The organism is Candidatus Clavichlamydia salmonicola (assembly GCF_015356765.1).
GTDB lineage: Bacteria > Chlamydiota > Chlamydiia > Chlamydiales > Chlamydiaceae > Clavichlamydia > Clavichlamydia salmonicola.
Genome location: NZ_WTCQ01000004.1, coordinates 91,542 through 107,953 on the forward strand (window position 1 = coordinate 91,542; position 16,412 = coordinate 107,953).

Here is a 16,412-nt window from a genome sequence, read left to right on the forward strand (position 1 = left end):
TACAGCTTATTAAAGATTTCTTAATTTTCGTAAAATCAAAATAAATAATTATCTTTTTAATTTATTTTAAAACTTTTAAAAAATAATTAAAATCTTTCTTGAAATAAAAAAATGAGTCTAATAAATTTTTTCTATTAATTATTTTACCCCATAAGAATCCATCCATGATGAAAGCATCTTTTCAAAAAGAAAAAGTTGGAGATACAGATATACTTATTTCTAGAGGGCAAAAAGACCCTTTAACTATTATATTTCTCCATGGCTATAATTCTTCAGCTGCTACAGTTAAAGAATACGTATCAACAATTACTGATTTTGACACTACCCATACCTGGATTTTTCCAGAAGCTCCCCATATTTTACAAAATCCATTTGATTTTTCTCCTGATGAGAGTATTACGTCTTCTCTTATTGCTCCTCCTCAAATAACCTATGATGTTAACGAAACTGAATTAGAAAAATTTCGAGGCTGGTTTGATTTTTCATTTAATTTTTCTGTTTCTAAGATAGAAATGGTAGCAGCCTGGGAAGTTGACCCACCTGCACAAATTATTAAAAACCTCATTAAAAACTTGAAAATCTTTCCTAAGAAGCTCATTATAGGTGGTTTTAGCCAAGGTGGCATGGTAGCTGCTGCTTTATTAAATATCTTGAATAAAGAAGAGATGCCTTTGGGGATTATTTTATCTTCTTCATTTGCAACTCAAGCTCATAAATTAGATCCTAATCAAGTTGCTGACGTTTCTTTTTTAATTACACATGGAGCTCAGGATTGCATTGCTCCTGTCTTTGCTGCTACAGCTACTGAAGCAGCTTTTCTTAATGCTGGAATGACTGGAAAATCTGTTATTTTTGAAGGAGAGCATGTTTTAAATCAAACATGTTTATCTAGCATAGCAGAATTTATTAACCATCATTCTGCGTTATCAAATTAATATTTATTAATTTTTATAAAGGATTTTATAATGAATTTTATAAAAAAAGAAATTGCTGGATTAACAACCTACATAAAAGAAGGCTCTCCTGGTTTTCCTACTGTTGTTGCTCTTCATGGATTTGGATCCTCAGCACAACAAATAGTTTCTTCTCTAAATCAAGTAGGCAACTTAAATAATGATATCACTTGGATCATTCCCCAAGGACCTATAAATTTACCTGTAAGCACACATGGAGAAGATGCTCATGCATGGTTTAGCATTAGCTTTATAAATGATGGAGATAAAGTAACTCCTATATTACCTCAAGCTGTACCTGAATCTTGTGATCTGCTTGAAAAATTTTTTCAAGAACTCAATCATCCTTTAGACAACATCATTTTATCAGGATTTAGCCAAGGTGCTATGTTAACTGCTGAATTTGCTTCTACGCGTAAAGAAGTTTCTTTATTAGGTATTATCATGTCTTCAGGGACTCTTTTAAACGTAGATGCATTTATGGCTAGAGATATGCTGGCTTTACCATTTTTAATTACTCATGGCACAAATGATCCATTCTTTTCCTTGGATAAAGCTCTCATTCTCGAAAAAGCATTTAAAACAAAAGGTTGTGAGGGTACTGTTGTTGATTTTCCAGGAGGACATGAAATAACAATGATTTGTTGGGTTTCCATAAGTCTTTTTATTCAAAATTGCTCAAAAATTATGCAAGAAAGAAGTTATATCTAATATTCATTTCTACATAGACATCTAAAACAACTGCTTAATATTAAGTAGTTGTTTTTTTTATAAATTTACCTATAAGCTTTTACATTTTTGAATAATAAGAATATTTATAACACACCTCTTATTCTAAAATGTTTCATAATCACTAAAAAAATCTAAATGATTTTTTAGTGATTAAATTAAAATTTGTTTTTAATTATTTTAAATTGGATATTAATTTAATTATTAATTTTTTAATTAAAAGAGGTTCTAATGGATGTAAATTTATTCGAAATACAAACTATAGGTGGATTAAAAACTTATATTAAAAAAGGAGATCCAGGTGCTCCATATGTTGTTAGCCTTCATGGATATAAAATGTCAGCAGCATCTTTTATCATGAGCAGCTTAAATATGGATTATTCTATGGGTCATGTTTCTCGTCCTACATGGATAATTCCAGAAGCTCCTTTTAAATTTCCTGATCCAGTTATTCCTGCTAATAGAAGCACTACTGCGGATACAGTACTAAGCTATACTGCTAAAAAATTAGCTGAAAATCCTAAAAGCTCTAGAAAGTTTCAAGGTTCTAGAACTAAAAAATCTACCCTTTCAAGTTTTGAAGAAACTGAAATTTTTGCAAAATCAACCCCACCTGTTTACAGATGCTCTTGGTTCAAAATGAAAGCTTCTTTTAAAGATAATCAATTATGCTATGATATTCCTAATGATATCAGCGACTCTCTATTTCTTTTGGATAATTTTTTTAAAGAATTAGATATACCTATGAGTTCAATAATTTTAAGTGGGTTTAATCAAGGCGCTATTATGGCTTTAGAATACACTTTATCTGAACAAAGAGAAAGTCCTATGGGATTAGCTGTTCTCATGGGAACAGTAATCGCTCCTGATCAACTACCTAAAACTATTACTCCAATGAAATTATTATGGGTCCATTCTGCTGATGATGAATATTTTTCTATAGAAACTAATGATGATGCTTATGAATACTTAATATCCAAAGGGTGTGAAGGTTCTTTTGTAGAAGTAGAAAAAGCTCACTATTATACTGCAGATTGTCAATCTGCTTTATTCGATTTTATAGATGAATTACAATTAAAAAATTCTTAAAATTAAATTATAAAAAAGTTGTGCTTGTATAAGATTCTAGCTGTTCAATTTTACAAAAAAACCATTCCAAACATGCTGATAACTTTCCTGATCTTTCTAAAAAAATAAGCGCATCTTCTAAAAGCAGTTCTATTTTTTTCAAAGATAAAACTTTAATCAAATTATGAGGAATATTGAAATTTTTAAAAGTTCCATATTCCTCTTTAATATGAATGCTTTGTAAAAAAAGATCTCTATACCAAAGAAAAATAACATTTAATAATTTTTCCACTTCATCTTTAGACCAAATAGCAAGGATGCCTGATAATTCTTTAGCAGAATATTCATTAATATCATTTTTTTCACAAAATTTTTTTTTTAATTCTTTTTCTTTATTTTTTTTATGCGTTTCAAACGCAATAGAAAAATTTTTGATTTTTGAATAAGAAAATGGCCTTTCTTGTAAAATATCTATCAAAGCTTGCTCTCGTGGTGAAAATGCTCGTTGTTCATTTAAAGAAAAATGAAAAACCCGACTTCGAGAAACAATAGTAGGCAACATTCGATTAATATTAGATGTTGTTAATAAAATTACTGTGCCTTCTGAAGGCTCTTCAAACATCTTTAGCATAGCATTAGCTCCAGAAGGAAGCATTTGATCTGCACGATAAATAATAAAAATCTTATGTTGAGTTGTTGCTGATTTAAGCCAAATATCATCTTTTACAGATTTTAAAGTCTCTAATAAATGCAGGCCAGTTTTACCCTCTGGCCGATACTCATGAATATCTGGGTGCATTTTATCTTTTAAAGGGCAGTTATCACTATTACTTCCAAATACAAGCCTTAAAGCAAATGACCTAGCAGCTATTTCTACTAAAAGATCATCTTGCCCAGCAAATAACATTAAATGTGGAATACAATTAGTTGCGAGGAGCTTATTAAGATACGTTTGAGTATACATGGGTATTTATTTCCCTTAATGCTTGTTGCAATACATGTAACTTATCTTGTGATGCATTTAAAATTTTTATTCTTTCAGGAGCCTGAGCAGCCTCTTTTAAAAACCCTGCTCTAATTTGTTCATGAAAAATTAAGGATTCTTTTTCAAAACGATCTGGCATTTTTTGAATATATTTTCTTTTTAACCCTTCTTCAGGATCTAAATCTAACAATAATGTTAACTGTGGCACAGGAAAAGGCTGATAATTTTTTATACATAAATCTCTGACATAATTTACCCCAAGCCCCTTAACATATCCTTGATAAACTACTGTAGAATCATAAAATCGTTCAGAAATAATGACATTACCATCATTTAATCCTGGTAAAATAATTTCTTCAATATGTTGCGCTCTAATACTTAAAAAAAGAAACAGCTCAGCATATTTCCCTATAGCACCTTTTTTTAAAATTTCTTCATCTAATAGTAAAGGCCTTAAATATTCTCCTAAAGAAGATCCTCCAGGTTCTCGTGTTTTTATAACCTTTAAACCATGAGCTAAAAGATCTTTTTCTAACTCTGCTGCTAAAGATGACTTCCCTGTGCCTTCACCACCTTCTAAAGAGATAAAAAAACCTTTCATCTACTTACTCCACTGAATTAACTTCAGGCTCAGATAATATATCAGATGCTAATGAAATCTCTTCCTTCATTGACTCATCTGTATCTATGCTTATGGAAGTTTCTTCTACTACTCCTTCAGCAAGCTTTTCTATCGCCACCAAGATATCACTATCCTTTAAATTAACCAGTCTTACACCTTGTGTAGATCTTCCCATTACTCTTACATCATGCATATTAATCCTAATAGCTTGACCTAAAGCTGACATCATAACAATACCATCACTATCAGAAACTGTGACTGCACTCAACACATTACCATTTCTTTCACTAATAATAATAGATCGAACACCAAGCCCACCTCTTTGAGTTTGCCTAAAATCACTTACTGCAGATCGCTTTCCAAATCCATTTTCACATACCACTAAAACTGTATCTAAATTTTGATCAGATACAACTTCACAAGCAACAACACGATCTTCTGAAGGATTCTTAAGACTTACACCTTTAACTCCACGAGCTGTACGTCCCATGGGTCGTACATTATCATGGTTAAAGCGCACTGCCATTCCTCTATGAGTAAATAACATAATTTGATCAGTATCAGCTAAAATTCTTCGAGCAGCAATAAGTTCGTCACCTTCATCAATTTCTAATGCACGAATACCTTTTTTACGAGGATGACTGAATGCAGCTAAAGCAACTTTTTTAACAACACCATTTTTAGTTGCTAAAAAGACATAACCACCTTCTTCAAAATCACTCACCTTTAATACTGCTGCAACCCGCTCTTCTTGACTGATGCCTTCAAGGAAATTAATAAGTGGTCGTCCTTTAGAACGTCTTTCTCCTTCAGGTAACTGCCACACCTTAACCCAGTGACATTGTCCTAATTGGGTAAACATGAGCAAATAATCATGCGTTGATGCTGCGTAAATAGCTTTTAATAAGTCCTTATCTTTACGAATATCAACACCTGTTACCCCTTGTCCACCTCTACGCTGCTCTTTGAACAAGCTTACAGACATACGCTTAACATAATCATCACGAGAAACAGTAATGATAACCTCTTCATTAGGAATAATATCTTCCATATGAAAATCATTGATATCTGCGATAATTCTTGTACGACGAGGAGAAGAGTGCTTGCGATTAATTTCTTCTAACTCATTTTTAATAATTTCTTTAACTAAAAGATCATCAGACAATATTGCTTTATATTCTTGAACTTTAGCACATAGTTCATCATGTTCTTTTTGAATTTTTTCATGTTCAAGTCCTGTTAACTGATACAATCGTAAATCTAAAACAGCGTTGGATTGGCGTTCAGAAAAATCAAATCGACTCCTTAATTGTAAGCGAGCTTCTTCTTTACTTGAACTATTTTTAATAACTTTAACAATTTCATCTAAGACTGATATAGCTCGAATATATCCTTCAAGGATATGAACTCTCGCCTCAGCTTTTCCAAGCTCAAACCGTGTTCTACGACAAATGACATCCATACGATGATCAACCCAAGCTTTGATCATCTTAGTTATGCTCATAGTTCTTGGTAGATTTTTATCTAAAGCCAACATATTGGCGCCAAAAGTCGTTTGAATATCAGTGAATCGGTACAATTGATTGATAACTACTTCTGGACACTCACCTCTTTTTAACTCTAAAACAACACGAATACCATCTTTATCAGATTCATCTCGAACATCTGAAATACCAGAAAGAACTTTATCATTTACCAAATCAGCAATTTGTTCCACTAAACGAGATTTATTTACACTGTATGGCATCTCTGTAAGAACAATACTTTGTCTATTATTTTCAGCATGATCTTCAGTAGCTAAAGTTGCTCTTAAGCGCAGTTTTCCTCGACCTGTAGCATAAATTTCTTGAATAATTTCTTTACCACAAATTTCTCCTCCTGTAGGGAAATCAGGACCAGGCATAACTTCTAAAATTTCAGCAATTGTAGTATCTGGATTTGCAAGTATAAGCAAAACTGCTTGAATAAGTTCGTTTAAATTATGGGGAGGAATATTAGTAGCCATCCCAACAGCAATACCTGAAGATCCATTGCATAAAAGATTAGGAAATTTAGAAGGAAAAACAACTGGTTCTGTTTTGGTTTCATCATAATTTGGAACCATATCCACTGTATCTTTATCTAAATCATCCATTAACTCTAAAGAGCCATTTGTTAATCTAGCTTCTGTATAACGCATAGCAGCTGGTGGGTCACCATCTATAGACCCAAAGTTTCCTTGTCCATCAACCAAAGGATAACGTAACGCCCAATCTTGAGCCATCCGCACTAAGGTAGGATATATAACACTTTCACCATGTGGATGATAATCCCCAGATGTATCCCCACAAATTTTTGCGCATTTTCTATGCTTTGCGCCTGGATTCAAATTTAATTGCCTCATAGCAAAAAGAATACGCCGTTGCGAAGGTTTCAATCCATCACGCACATCAGGCAAAGCCCGTGCAATGATAACAGACATAGAATATCGCAGATAACTTTCCTTCATCTCATCTTCGAGATTACGAGAAATTACTGACTCATGACTATCATTTAACACTGTAATTTCTCCTAGATATCAAGGTTATTCATTTTAATACACAACGCATGACTTTCAATAAAAGCTCGCCGTGGAGGGACTTCTTCACCCATTAACATCGTAAAGGTATGATCTGCTGCCATTAAATCAGATAACTTTACTTGCACTAATGTACGACATTCAGGATTCATAGTAGTATCCCAAAGTTGGTCAGCATTCATTTCTCCTAACCCTTTATAACGTTGAATATCTATACCTTTTCTTCCCAAAGTACGTAATAAATTCATTACATCCTTTAATGTAGATAAAGGTTTTGATTCAGATTTTTCTGTATAGTGACAAAATAATACTTTTGAAGGTAGATCATAATCTTGTATAGTACAACCAAATGGCATTAATCGTTCTGTAAATTTCACTAATGTACCTGGCTTATATAGCTCAATAATTGCTAATTCCTCTTTATTAGTATTTGCTTCAACAGATTCTTGTTCTTGAACAAGCGCTTGTGCTTCTTCATCTGAAAAAACAAACACAAATCCCCTGCCTCTATCACCTTTAGTTCTTACAGCTACATGCGTTGGATAACTCCCTTTGGAAATTCCAGCTTCCAAAAATTCTTTAAATGGAATAGCTTTTCTTTCAATACTTTGCTCAAAAGATTCAAAATCAATGATTAGACTTTTTAATGCTTCTTTATCTACATCACTAAGAGGTGTATCACTATGTTCTAAGAAAATATCAGCTTCTTTCGTGCCTAACTCCAAAATATATTCATCCATTTCTCTTTCAGAAAGAATATATTTAAATTCTTTTCTTTTACTAACTTTATATAAAGGAGGTTGAGCAATATAAATAAAATTATTTTCTACTAAAGAAGGCATATGTCGATAAAAGAAAGTTAATAATAATGTTCTAATATGAGAACCATCTACATCAGCATCTGTCATAATAATAATACGATGGTAACGTAGTTTTTCAACATTAAAATTATCTGATCCAATGCCACACCCTAAAGCAGCAATAATAGAACCTATTTCTTGATTTTGAAATACTTTCTGTAAACGTGCTTTTTCAACATTTAAAATTTTTCCTCGAATAGGCAGTATAGCTTGAAATTTACGATCTCTTCCTTGCTTTGCTGATCCCCCTGCAGAGTCACCTTCGACAATATAAATCTCGCATTTAGCTGGATCCCTTTCAAGACAATCTATTAATTTTCCAGGTAATCGAGCACTATCTAAAGCACTTTTACGTAGGGTTAATTCACGAGCTTTTTTAGCAGCTTCTCTTGCTTGGGCTGCTAAAGTTGCTTTTTCTACTATAATTTTAGCTAATTGAGGATTTTGATCTAAAAATTCAGAAAGAGCTTCCCCTGTAATTTGTTGAGCTACTGTGCCTACATCACCATTACTTAAACGTTGTTTTGTCTGGCCCTCAAACTGTGGATTAGCAACCTTAACTGAAATGATAGCAGAAAGACCTTCTCTCATATCTTCACCAGTCAGTGCTATTTTGTCATTTTTAAGTAAATTATGATTTTTAATATATAAATTTAAAACACGTGTTAAAGCAGTTGAAAATCCAGTTAAATGAGAGCCTCCTTGACGAGTTGGAATATTATTAACATAGGAACAAAGAAGCTCTTGATACCCTGTATTCCATTGTAAAGCAGCCTCAAAAACGATCGGCCCATCATTTCCTTGCTTAGTTTGAGAAAAACAAATTGGTGTAGGTAATAAACTTTCCTTGTTTTCATTAAGATATTCAACAAAAGATACTAACCCACCTTCATAACAAAATTGAAGATTTTCTGATCCACCATCCCTTTCATCAACAAAATTAATAGTGATACCTTTATTTAAAAAAGCTAACTCACGAAAACGTTTAATTAAAATGTTAGCATCAAACTCTAAGACTGAAAACAGCGTAGTATCTGGTCTAAATGTAATGCGTGTTCCCTGCTTTTCTGTTGCTCCTTTTTCTTGTAAAACACAAAGAGGTTTTCCTTCTGAAAAAGTCATTTCATACATTTGATTATTTTTAAAAATTGTGACAAGAAAATATTCAGATAAAGCATTAACGCAAGAAACACCTACGCCATGAAGACCTCCTGACACCTTATAAGTATCTTTATCAAATTTTCCTCCTGCATGAAGAACTGTAAGAACAACTTCTAAAGCAGAGATATCTCTACCTGCTTTTATGGATTCTTTTTCATGTATTTCTATAGGAATTCCTCGTCCATTATCTTCTACAGTAACACTATTATCTTCATGTATAACCACAAGTATTGAAGAGCAATAGCCTGCCATTGCTTCATCAATACTGTTATCTATAACTTCATACACTAAGTGATGTAATCCACCAGATCCTGTATCTCCAATATACATACCTGGCCGCTCTCTAACTGCCTGTAAACCTTCAAGCACTGTAATAGCACTGGCATTATAATCTTTAGAAGTTCTGCATCTTGAAGAAAGATCTTGTTCACTCATGAGGTTATCCTAAACGAAATTGTATTGATTCTATCAAAAGCTCTGGAAATTCTTCACAAAGAGATTTTAATAAAATCTGTTTATCATACTGTTGTAAAATACTATAAGAAACAGAATTTTTTACTTTAACAGTTAAAATACCTTTTAAAAAAGACACTGCTTGAGTATTAACTGCCATTTCTGGACCAACAATCCTGGGCCAAGCAGCTAAAATCAAATCTGGGCGAGTTTTACGCAAACGTTTCAAGGAATCTAGCCACTTTTCTGCAACATCACTCATGTGCTTCGAAGTCACTTTCTTCTGATCATAATTACCAGTTCTGTGAAAATTTTTAAAAAATTTCTTTTTATTTTTAGGAAAACTCATGATGTCAATCTATAAAGATAGGCCATCAATATAACCCATAAGGAAAGGATCAGGCAAGCATATTTTAGAAGACATATATGCTTTTTTTTTATTTATTCAATAAAAATCTTTTTTAAAATTATGTTACTGGCGAGGTAAACAAGCTTTGCAAAGCTGCCAAATTCAATGCTGGTTGCTTTGCTAATTCAGCTTCTTGCATCATTTTTTTTCGAACAGAACAACAAATACTACCTAAACAAATTGATAAAAATCCAAAACCTATTATTAATAAAGAAACACCAAATCCAGCTGAAACAAAAGAGAGACCTCCAGATAATGTTAATAAACCTAATAAAGATAATAAAATACCTACTATAATTAAAGAAATACTAACACAAGTTGCAACACGAGGTTTATTATCAGGGTTTATCTTCATTGTAGATAAAGGACAATTAACAACTGAGAAACAGCAAGAACGAATAGTTGAACAAAAGCCGCTCGACATAGTATCACCTCTTAAGATCTAAATAAAAAAAAGATTTTATCTTTTACCAGTAATCCAGAAAAAAAACTAGGTCTTTCGTTTTAAAAAATAATGACTAAAAATTTAGAAATTAGATTTAATAAAGGCTCTTTTTTTTACTTAGACCCAATAATGTTTCATTTTTTTTTAGATAATTTTTTACTTTTAGGCATAGAATCTGTTGTTATATTCTCTTTAACACTAATTTTTTTATGCCTTGGCGCAAAATGGCTATTTGCATGGAATATCCTTTTATTAATCACCATGAATATCTTTGTAATTGAGCAAATATCTGTATATGGATTACACCTAACATTGGGCAATGTTATGGCTGTAGCATACGTTTTATCCATAAATTTCTTTAGTGAATTTTTTTCTCCTCAAGAAAGTAGAGATAATTTAAAAATTTCTATGATTATTTCTTGTATTTTCGCTCTTTTGTCTTCTTTTCAACTGCTTTATACACCTTCTCTTCATGATATAGCGCATCCTCACCTTAAAATAGTGTTTCTTTTAAATTTTAGAGTTGCTTGCGCCTCATGCATTGCCTTCCTAATAATGCAAATATTAAATATATTTTTATTTAAAAAATTAAAAACGTATTTTTCTTCAAAATATACGTTTTTAAGATTTTTTATATGTTATATGGTCGCACATGCTGTTGATGGTATTTTATTTTCTTTTTTAGCTCTGTATGGCGTTATAACTCCTTTATGGAGTATTATTTATTCTGTTTTTTTAGTTAAACTTGTAATTGCATTAATTTCTACGCCTGCTATTGTCTGTGCGCGCAAAGTGAGAAAATATTATGCCTGATTTTAGCTTTAAAATTCTTCATCAATCATCTAAATCTAAAGCCAAGTTAGGTCAAATTATAACCCCTCATGGAGTAATTAATACCCCCTGCTTTGTTCCTGTTGCCACCAATGCTTCATTAAAAGGTGTACCTGAAAGCTTATTAAATCCTTTTCCTAACATCGAACTAATGTTTTGCAATACTTATCACCTACTTCTTCAACCTGGACCTGAAACAATATCTCTTGCTGGGGGATTACATAATTTTATGAACCATTCAGCTCCTTTGATTACAGATTCAGGAGGATTTCAAGTTTTTAGCCTTGCTTATGGCTCTGTGTTTGAAGAATTAAAAAGTAAAGGAAAACAAAAAGGCTCTGGTTGTGTATTAAAAATTACTGAAGAAGGTGTTTTATTTCGATCATACCGAGATGGTAAAGCTATTTTATTAACTCCAGAAAATTCAGTTACTACTCAGAAAAATTTGGGCGCAGACATTATTATCCCTCTAGATGAACTTCTACCCTATCATGTTGATCAAGAGTATTTAAAGGAATCTTTAAACAGAACGCATAGATGGGAAAAGCGTTCTTTAGATACACATTTAAAAGATCCTAGAAAGCAAGCTATGTATGGAGTTGTCCATGGGGGTCCTAATTTAGATCTACGTAAATATAGCTGTGATGTTTTATCTGACATGTCTTTTAATGGATTTGCAATTGGGGGTAGCGTTGGAAAGACCAAAGAAGAACTTGATACTATTGTTAAATTTACAAGAAACCACCTTCCTCCAGAAAAACCTGTACACCTATTAGGAATTGGAGACCCTACTTCTATAAAAAATTTAGTTCAGTATGGTATTGACTCTTTTGATAGCTCCTATCCCACTAAAGCTGCTCGGCATGGAACATTATTTACTTCTGAAGGTCCTTTGAAGATTGAAAAAAGACAATATGCTAATGATTTTAATAAAATTGATTCTTTATGCAAATGCCTTACATGTCAAAAACATCATCGCGCCTATATTCATCATTTATTTAAGTCTAATGAACTTGCTGGTTTATCTTTAGCTTCTATTCATAATTTACAATACATGGTAGATATGATGGAAAAAATTCGCTTAGATATTTTAAAAAATCTTATTTAAAACTAGTGATCATTTTTTTACATTACTATTTCTTAATCATAATACATGTTTGATGATCTAAATGTGATGTTGAAGTGATTTCTTGGATTTTATTGAAAGACTATTATATATTCTCTTTTTTCAATAAATTATAAAATCTTACCCACCCCTCATTATTATGATATATGATCCTGTTTTAATAGAAAAAAAATGGCAAAAATTTTGGGAAGATAACGCAATTTTTTTAACAAAAGAAGATGCTAAAAAACCTAAATATTATGTACTAGATATGTTCCCATATCCCTCAGGTAGTGGCCTGCATGTGGGGCATTTAATAGGTTATACAGCAACAGATATTATAGCTCGTTATAAGCGTTCGATTGGATTCAATGTCTTGCATCCAATGGGCTGGGATAGCTTTGGGTTACCTGCAGAACAATATGCTTTAAAAACAGGGATTCACCCTTCCATTACCACAAAAAAAAATATTGACACCTTTCGCTTTCAACTAAAAGCTATGGGATATTCCTATGATTGGAGCAGAGAAATCACAACCAGTGATTCAGATTATTATAAATGGACTCAATGGATTTTTATACAATTATATAATAAAGGCTTAGCCTTTGAAAGTAATATCCCTGTTAATTTCTGCCCTCATTTAAAAACTGTTTTGTCTAACGAAGAGATCGATAATGGCGTTTCAAAAGAAGGTGGTTATCCTATTGAAAAGCGAATGCTTAAACAATGGATGTTACGTATCACTCATTATGCAGATCGATTAGAAGAAGATTTAAAAGAATTAGACTGGCCAGAAAGTTTAAAAAAATTACAAAAATATTGGATTGGTCGTAGCGAAGGCACTTCCTTAATATTTCATAATTTACTAAAAACATTTTCTTTAGAAATTTTTTCTTCTCGGATAGAAACTTTAGGTGGTATTTCTTTTATCGCCATCAGTCCAGAACACCCTTTAATTGAATCTTTAATTACAGAAAACTGCCGCATTGCTGTAACAAATTATTTAACTAAAGCCAAACTTTGCAGCGAACGAGATAGATTAAAAAAAATTGTTGAAAAAAAGGGCGTATTTACTGGTGCCTATGTTATCAATCCACTAGATACAACAAAAAAAATTCCAATTTGGATTGCTGATTATGTTTTACCTGGTTATGGAACAGGCGCTGTAATGGGAGTTCCTGCTCATGATCAAAGAGATTTTGAATTTGCCATCGCTCATGATATTCCTTTTATTCCTGTAATAATTCCATATGATCACTCCCTTCAAGAAGAAGTAAGGCAAGGATTTAGTTGCTGGGAAGGTGATGGTATTTGTCAAAATTCTTCATTTAATGGGATTGATATTAATGGTATGTCAACCAAAGAAGGTCGTGATAAACTAACAGCATTTATTGAAGAACAACACTTAGGAAAATATCAAGTTTGTTATAAAATTAGAGATTGGCTTTTTTCAAGACAACGTTATTGGGGAGAGCCTATCCCATTTATTCATTTTAAAGATGGCTCTGGTCGTATATTAAATGCAGATGAATTACCCTTACTTCCTCCAACTTTGGAAGATTATCATCCTGATGATTCAGGAAAAAGCCCCTTAGCTAAATCTAAAGAATGGGTCCATATACAACAAGATCCTATAACTGGAAAAGAAGGTTTTAGAGAGACCAATACAATGCCTCAATGGGCTGGATCCTCTTGGTATTATTTACGATTTTGTGATCCTAACAATAAAGATAAAGCTTGGGACAAACAAGCTGAACAATATTGGGGATCTGTTGATCTTTATGTAGGTGGTGCTGAACACGCTGTCTTACATCTTTTATACGCCCGTTTTTGGCATAAAGTCCTTTATGATCTTAACTTAGTCTCTACAAAAGAGCCATTTCATAAATTGATCAATCAGGGACTGATCATGTCTCCTGCTTATAAAGATAATTCAGGCCTTTATATTGATCCTAAAAATGTTGAAAATGGCCCTGATGGACTATTTTATAAAAAAGGAACTTTGGATCTTCTCGAAAAACGTACAGAAAAAATGTCTAAGTCAAAATTAAATGGCATTAATCCTTTAGAATTACTTGAGGAGTATGGCGCTGATGCGATGCGTATGTATGCAATGTTTGCAGGTCCTTTAGAAAAAGAAAAAACATGGAATAACGATGGGGTCAATGGCTGTCGTCGATTTTTAAATCGTTTTTTTGCTTTAGTTTCCTCTAAAAATTTAACTGATGTAGATAATGAAGAAAGTTTATCTTTAGCACATAAATTAGTATTTTTTGTCACTAAAGATTTAGAAGATATGTCTTTCAATACAGCCATAGCTCGATTCATGGAATTTTTGAATGATTTTTCCTCTCTTTCTATTCAATCAAAAAAAGCTTTAAAAATGGTGACAAAAGTCCTTTCTCCATTTGCTCCTCACGCTGCAGAAGAAGCATGGATTTTATTAGGAGAAAAACCAGGTATAGATCAAGCTAATTGGCCTATAGCAGATGAAAAATACCTTATAACTGACGTGATAATTTATGCAATTCAAGTAAATGGTAAATTACGTGATAACATATCAATAAAAAATAATACCCCCCAAGCATGTATTATAAAACAAGCCTTGGAGCAACCTAAAATCAGTAAATACATGACTTCTTCACCAAAAAAAACTATTTTCATACCAGGAAAATTGATTAATTTTGTTATTTAATTTCTTTTTTATTGTATAAAATGCATGCAATATAATATGATCTCTCTTTGATCGCGGGATAGAGTAGAGGTTATCTCGTTGGGCTCATAACCCAAAGGCCGGAGGTTCGAATCCTTCTCCCGCTATTTTCTTGAATTGCATGTTTTTTTTCAGTTATGTGCAATGATTTTAATTCGATTACTCAATTATCATGTGTTCATAAGAATTTGCTGCTTATAAAAAGGCTCAGGATTTTTTTGCGTTTTATTAATGATCATTTTTTTTCATGTAAATTTATGCATATGTTGCTTGTTTAAAATAGTCCTAATGCAGTAACATCTGTCATCTATCGCGGGATAGAGTAGAGGTTATCTCGTTGGGCTCATAACCCAAAGGCCGGAGGTTCGAATCCTTCTCCCGCTATTTTAGAGGCGGTATAGCTCAGTTGGTTAGAGCAACAGAATCATAATCTGTGGGTCGTTGGTTCGAATCCGACTACCGCTACTCTTATTAGGAAATTTCTTTCTTACATTTTTAATTGAATATTTACTTTTCTTTATTAGCGCTTTGTTTTGTTACCCCTTATGTTTGAGTTTTTTTTAATAAATCCCTCTAGGTAAACACAGTTTTTTTTGGCGCTCAACAAGAATGACTGCTAATTTCTTGGCCAAAAATCAATATTTAAAATAAAATAATCCAAATAACAAAAAAAATAAAAATCTCTAATCAAAGATGAAAGCTTATGAATATAAAAATTACAGAAAATCTAATTTGTATACCTCCATATATTTCTACACATTGGGATCAAGTTTCTCTTATTCGTACCGAAGAAGATGTGGAAACAAAAAAACCTATATTAATTTTACATTTACATAATGGTTTTGTTGTACAGATACCTAACTTAGCTTCTGGAGTAATTGACATTGCATTTTTAGAGCATTTACAACACCTAAATCAAGCTTCAAAAATGCTTCCTCAAACCAAAGAAGCACCATTATCAAAAACAATTGGTGTTTTACTGCAACAAATGTTGAGTAATTTTGGTAATGACTTTTCTGGTAACTCTAGTAAGACTATAATTCCAAATATAGAAGGATTAGAAGGTATTGAAATGATTTTACAACATAATTCTGCACAAAATAATCACCCTCTTTTAGATCAAGATAGTTTAGAAAAAATGATAGGAATTGTCCATGTGGTAACCAATGGAAATCTCAAACTTTTTCCAAATCCAGAACCACATTGTACATGTATCCATTGTCAAACTAGTCGATCTATTCACAGTGAAGAAGATGTGAAAGATGAAGAATTAAATTTTTCTTCATGGGAAATAGCTCAAACAGGTGATAATTTATTTACAGTAATTAATCCTCTAGATCCTAATGAACAGTATAATGTATTCTTAGGTGATCCTATAGGTTGTACGTGTGGACAAAAAGATTGCGAACACATTAAAGCTGTGTTATACAGCTGATTTAATATGATAGTGATTTTTGCTTGCACTACATCTAACATAGAAAACTTAAAAACGTTCTGAAACTCGAAGATTTATCAGGAGAT

At 32.3% G+C, this 16,412-nt stretch carries 13 protein-coding genes and 3 tRNA genes; 10 read left to right on the top strand and 6 right to left on the bottom strand.

Translation table 11 applies throughout. The annotated features are described in order from the left end of the window. The first annotated feature begins 164 nt into the window (after positions 1-164). From CLAVI_RS04525 to CLAVI_RS04535, 3 genes are all read left to right on the top strand, one after another. Positions 165-935 carry an alpha/beta hydrolase gene (locus tag CLAVI_RS04525; RefSeq protein ID WP_194844409.1) on the top strand — a complete coding sequence of 257 codons (771 nt, stop codon included), beginning with the start codon at positions 165-167 and terminating at the stop codon, positions 933-935. A 30-nt stretch (positions 936-965) separates the two neighbouring features. Next, positions 966-1,664, top strand: a complete 699-nt coding sequence (locus tag CLAVI_RS04530) for an alpha/beta hydrolase (RefSeq protein ID WP_194844410.1) — start codon at positions 966-968, stop codon at positions 1,662-1,664. A 249-nt stretch (positions 1,665-1,913) separates the two neighbouring features. Then, positions 1,914-2,771, top strand: coding sequence for an alpha/beta hydrolase (locus CLAVI_RS04535; RefSeq protein WP_194844411.1), 858 nt, complete (start codon positions 1,914-1,916; stop codon positions 2,769-2,771). 7 nt (positions 2,772-2,778) lie between these two features. Here the strand turns inward: CLAVI_RS04535 and CLAVI_RS04540 are convergent, their stop codons facing one another. From CLAVI_RS04540 to CLAVI_RS04565, 6 genes are all read right to left on the bottom strand, one after another. Then, a complete protein-coding gene (locus CLAVI_RS04540) occupies positions 2,779-3,714 on the bottom strand; it encodes a DNA polymerase III delta subunit-related protein (protein ID WP_194844412.1) in 936 nt (311 codons plus the stop codon). Beyond that, positions 3,692-4,336 carry a dTMP kinase gene (gene tmk / locus CLAVI_RS04545; RefSeq protein WP_194844413.1) on the bottom strand — a complete coding sequence of 215 codons (645 nt, stop codon included), beginning with the start codon at positions 4,334-4,336 and terminating at the stop codon, positions 3,692-3,694. Before tmk ends, CLAVI_RS04540 begins: the two co-directional genes overlap by 23 nt. A 4-nt stretch (positions 4,337-4,340) precedes the next feature. After that, the gene (gene gyrA, locus CLAVI_RS04550) at positions 4,341-6,896 is read right to left on the bottom strand and encodes a DNA topoisomerase (ATP-hydrolyzing) subunit A (protein WP_228547644.1); all 2,556 of its coding nucleotides are present in this window, start codon (positions 6,894-6,896) and stop codon (positions 4,341-4,343) included. Positions 6,897-6,907: 11 nt separating this feature from the next. After that, complete coding sequence (gene gyrB / locus CLAVI_RS04555; protein ID WP_194844414.1) at positions 6,908-9,370, bottom strand: DNA topoisomerase (ATP-hydrolyzing) subunit B; 2,463 nt, start codon at positions 9,368-9,370, stop codon at positions 6,908-6,910. A gap of 4 nt (positions 9,371-9,374) precedes the next feature. Beyond that, a complete protein-coding gene (locus tag CLAVI_RS04560) occupies positions 9,375-9,737 on the bottom strand; it encodes a DciA family protein (protein ID WP_194844415.1) in 363 nt (120 codons plus the stop codon). A gap of 118 nt (positions 9,738-9,855) precedes the next feature. Next, on the bottom strand, positions 9,856-10,221 hold the full coding sequence (locus tag CLAVI_RS04565; RefSeq protein ID WP_194844416.1) for a hypothetical protein: 366 nt from the start codon (positions 10,219-10,221) through the stop codon (positions 9,856-9,858). Positions 10,222-10,371: 150 nt separating this feature from the next. Between CLAVI_RS04565 and CLAVI_RS04570 the strand changes: the two genes are divergently transcribed. From CLAVI_RS04570 to CLAVI_RS04600, 7 genes are all read left to right on the top strand, one after another. Next, on the top strand, positions 10,372-11,055 hold the full coding sequence (locus CLAVI_RS04570; protein WP_194844417.1) for a queuosine precursor transporter: 684 nt from the start codon (positions 10,372-10,374) through the stop codon (positions 11,053-11,055). Beyond that, entirely contained in the window at positions 11,048-12,181 is a 1,134-nt protein-coding gene (gene tgt, locus CLAVI_RS04575; protein WP_194844418.1) for a tRNA guanosine(34) transglycosylase Tgt, read from the top strand. The genes CLAVI_RS04570 and tgt overlap by 8 nt, the downstream gene beginning before the upstream one ends. A 157-nt stretch (positions 12,182-12,338) precedes the next feature. Then, positions 12,339-14,873, top strand: coding sequence for a leucine--tRNA ligase (gene leuS / locus CLAVI_RS04580; RefSeq protein ID WP_194844419.1), 2,535 nt, complete (start codon positions 12,339-12,341; stop codon positions 14,871-14,873). 52 nt (positions 14,874-14,925) lie between these two features. Beyond that, positions 14,926-14,998 (top strand) — tRNA-Met (locus CLAVI_RS04585). A gap of 204 nt (positions 14,999-15,202) precedes the next feature. Next, positions 15,203-15,275, top strand: a tRNA-Met gene (locus CLAVI_RS04590). 7 nt (positions 15,276-15,282) lie between these two features. After that, a tRNA-Met gene (locus tag CLAVI_RS04595) sits at positions 15,283-15,356 on the top strand. A gap of 238 nt (positions 15,357-15,594) precedes the next feature. Then, positions 15,595-16,326 carry a hypothetical protein gene (locus tag CLAVI_RS04600; protein WP_194844420.1) on the top strand — a complete coding sequence of 244 codons (732 nt, stop codon included), beginning with the start codon at positions 15,595-15,597 and terminating at the stop codon, positions 16,324-16,326. The last annotated feature ends 86 nt before the right edge of the window (positions 16,327-16,412 follow it).